The 2,779-nt window shown below is 68.0% G+C and carries 4 protein-coding genes; 2 read left to right on the top strand and 2 right to left on the bottom strand.

What is annotated here, in order from left to right; translation table 11 throughout:
* The coding region (locus AC14A7_RS11280) for a choice-of-anchor Q domain-containing protein (RefSeq protein WP_484009075.1) at window positions 1–1,243 on the top strand (1,243 nt) is incomplete at its 5' end.
* Between the two features lie 3 nt (window positions 1,244–1,246).
* On the opposite strand, the gene AC14A7_RS11275 is transcribed toward AC14A7_RS11280, so the two are convergent.
* Window positions 1,247–1,789, bottom strand: a complete 543-nt coding sequence (locus AC14A7_RS11275) for a TetR/AcrR family transcriptional regulator (protein WP_484009073.1) — start codon at window positions 1,787–1,789, stop codon at window positions 1,247–1,249.
* 56 nt (window positions 1,790–1,845) lie between these two features.
* Here AC14A7_RS11275 and AC14A7_RS11270 point away from each other — a divergent pair, with 56 nt between their 5' ends.
* Window positions 1,846–2,307: a DUF2867 domain-containing protein gene (locus tag AC14A7_RS11270; protein WP_484009071.1), complete on the top strand. Its 462-nt coding sequence runs from the start codon at window positions 1,846–1,848 to the stop codon at window positions 2,305–2,307.
* On the opposite strand, the gene AC14A7_RS11265 is transcribed toward AC14A7_RS11270, so the two are convergent.
* A partial coding sequence (locus tag AC14A7_RS11265; RefSeq protein WP_484009069.1) for a glucosamine-6-phosphate deaminase occupies window positions 2,304–2,779 on the bottom strand: 476 nt, incomplete at its 5' end. The genes AC14A7_RS11270 and AC14A7_RS11265 overlap by 4 nt on opposite strands.

Here is a 2,779-nt window from a genome sequence, read left to right as displayed (position 1 = left end):
CGACAACGGCGGAACCGGTCTTCTGGTCACCGCTGGCGGATCGAGCAACCTGTTCCTCAACGAGGTCACCTCCTCCTCCAACGGCGCACTCGGAATCGACCTGACGACGAACGACACCGCCACGATCGTCGTCTCTGGCGGATCCGTCAGCCAGAACGTCGGGGCCGGCCTCCTCGCCGTCGCGCAGGACAGCAGCGTCGCCCAGTTCTACGCTGTCACCTTCGACGCCAACGGCGGAGGCGGCGTCGACGCCTCTGCGAGCGATTCTGCGGTCTTCGTTCTGTTCCTCTCGACGGTCAGCAACGTCACCTCCGGCGCGCGCGGCATCTACCTCGAGTCCTCTGACGATGCTGTTACGGTCGTCGCGAACAGCGTTGTCTCCGGCAACACCGGCGGCGGCATCCAGGTGACCAACGGCGCGACCACCGGCGGACTCACGATCATCGGCGAGTCGACCATCGACGGCAACGGCACGATCGCATCGCCCGGCGGCGGCGTGTATGTCAGCAGCCCAGAGCAGATGGACGTCGTCATCACCGACTCCACCTTCTCGAACAACACCGGCAACATCGGCGGCGGAATCTACGTCGGAGCGGGAGTCGGCACCTTCGTGCAGATCCTTCAGGTCACCACTTCGGGAAACACGGCGAACGTTGGCGGCGGCCTCTACCTCGAGTCGACCGGCATCACCCCGGCAGCCTTCTCGGTCGAGAACAGCACCATCAGCGACAACTCCGCTGCCGTCAGCTCCCCCGGCGCGCACTTCGACAGTGAGGACTCCGAGATCTCGAACTCGATCTTCTCTGGCAACGACGGAATCGACCTCACCGTCATCGGTCTCGCGCAGCTCGACTACAACCTGATCGAGGCGCCAGCGGCCAACACCACAGTCGAGGCGAACAAGGGCACCGGCAACATCCTCGGGGTCTCTGCGAACCTCGGCGCGCTGCAGAACAACGGTGGCCCGACACTCACGCAGCTGCCTGCTGCTGGCAGCCCGGCGATCAACGCCGGTGACCCGGCCTTCGCCGCGGCTATCGACTTCGACCAGCGCCGCGATGGGTTCGACCGCGTCGTCGCCGGACGCATCGACATCGGCGCCGTGGAGACCGTTGCCGCTGCCCCCACGTCCCTCGCCGCCACGGGAACCGATCCTTACGCTGGCTTCGCCTCTGCGGCGCTCCTGGCCATCGGCGGGCTTCTGGCGCTGCTGCTCACCCGCCGGCGCCGGGCGCTCAGCTAGCGACTACGGAGTCGGGCCGAGCGTCATACGCAGGGCCGTGGCCGTCAGGCTCGAGTCGGGCACCGTGCCGCTCGCGGCGGTGAGCTGCTGCAGGCCGAGCACAACGGCGAGCGCGATCGTGCTGCGGTTGCGCGCCTCCGTCGGATCATGGCCGAGCTGCTGCAGCAGGCCCGCGATGTAGTCGATGCGGCGCTGGGATACCCGACCGACGATCTCGGCTACCCCCTCCGCCGAGGCGGTCACGTAGAGGGTCATCTCCCCGTCGCGGGTGGACGCCCGGGATGCGACGGCGGCGAAGAGCGCGGCGAGGCGCTCCTGCGGGGTTCCCTCGGCATCGGCGACGTCGATGAGCTGCTGGGTCTCGCGCTCCTCCCACCGGCTCATCACGGCATCCACGAGTTCGGCGCGGTCGGTGAAGTGCCAGTAGAACGACCCCTTGGTTGTGCCGAGGTCGCGGGCGAGCAGCTCGACCCGCACCTCGCCGAGGCCGCCCGCGTTGAAGCGCGCGTATGCGGCGTCCAGCCATTCGTCCTTACCCGTTGCCATTTCCATACGGTACCGTATAGAGTGCGAACATACGGCACCGTATGGAAGGAACGCACATGACCCGACAGCCCGGCTACTGGTCGCTTGCCCTCGTCGACATCCCCGCTCCGCACTTTGCGGACATGTCGATCGGCGTGCTGCCCGCAGGCGCGACGGAGGATCCAGACGTCTGGGCCCGCACCCTCTTCTCGCTCCGCACCATGCCGGGCTGGGTGCGACTTGCCCTGGTAGTTCGCCAAGCGCTCTCGCCGCTGATCGGCGTGCCCCGCGCATCGCTCGACGTGTTCTCCGTTCGGGAGACGCGCGGCGATGAGGCCCTCATCGCCGCCGACGACGTGCACCTCGACTTTCGCTGCGGCATCGGGGTCGACGCTGAGGCGCGCCTGGTTCGGGTGACGACGACCGTCGCCCTCAAGGGATGGCGCGGCCGCCTCTACTTCCTGCCGGTGCGGATCGCACACCCGCTCGTCGTGCACTCGATGCTGCTGCGCGCGCAGAAGGTGCTTGCGGCCGCCTAGCGTTCCCAGTCGAGCCGGTGCTGCCAGGCGTGGCGGTAGTAGTCGGCGTAGACCAACTGCGATGCCGCTGCCTCATCGACGATGACGCTCACCCGCGGGTGCAACTGCACGACGGATCCTGGGGTGCTCGCACTCACCGGTCCCTCGAGTGCCGAGGCGACCGCCGCGGCCTTCGACTCCCCGAACGCCAGCAGCACGAGGTGCCTCGCCCGCAGGATCGTGCCGAGCCCCTGGGTGATGCAGTGCATCGGCACGTCGTCGACCGAGTCGAAGAAGCGGGCGTTGTCGAGGCGGGTCTGCTCTGCGAGGGTCTTGATGCGGGTGAGCGAGGCAAGGGAGGATCCCGGCTCGTTGAAGCCGATGTGCCCCGTGCGGCCGATGCCGAGGATCTGCAGGTCTATGCCGCCGGCGGCATCGATGTCTGCCTCTTCGCGCTCTCCCCCTCCCTGCAGGGGAAGACCGTCGTCGGCGG

It is taken from the genome of Conyzicola sp., from assembly GCF_057073975.1.
Note: the sequence above shows the minus strand (reverse complement) of the source record. Positions and strands in the feature narration are given on the sequence as shown.

Excerpts from the sequence above, each read along its gene's own strand:
- AC14A7_RS11275 (WP_484009073.1), bottom strand. The coding sequence starts at position 1,789 with ATGGCAACGGGTAAGGACGAATGGCTGGACGCCGCATACGCGCGCTTC.
- AC14A7_RS11270 (WP_484009071.1), top strand. The coding sequence starts at position 1,846 with ATGACCCGACAGCCCGGCTACTGGTCGCTTGCCCTCGTCGACATCCCC.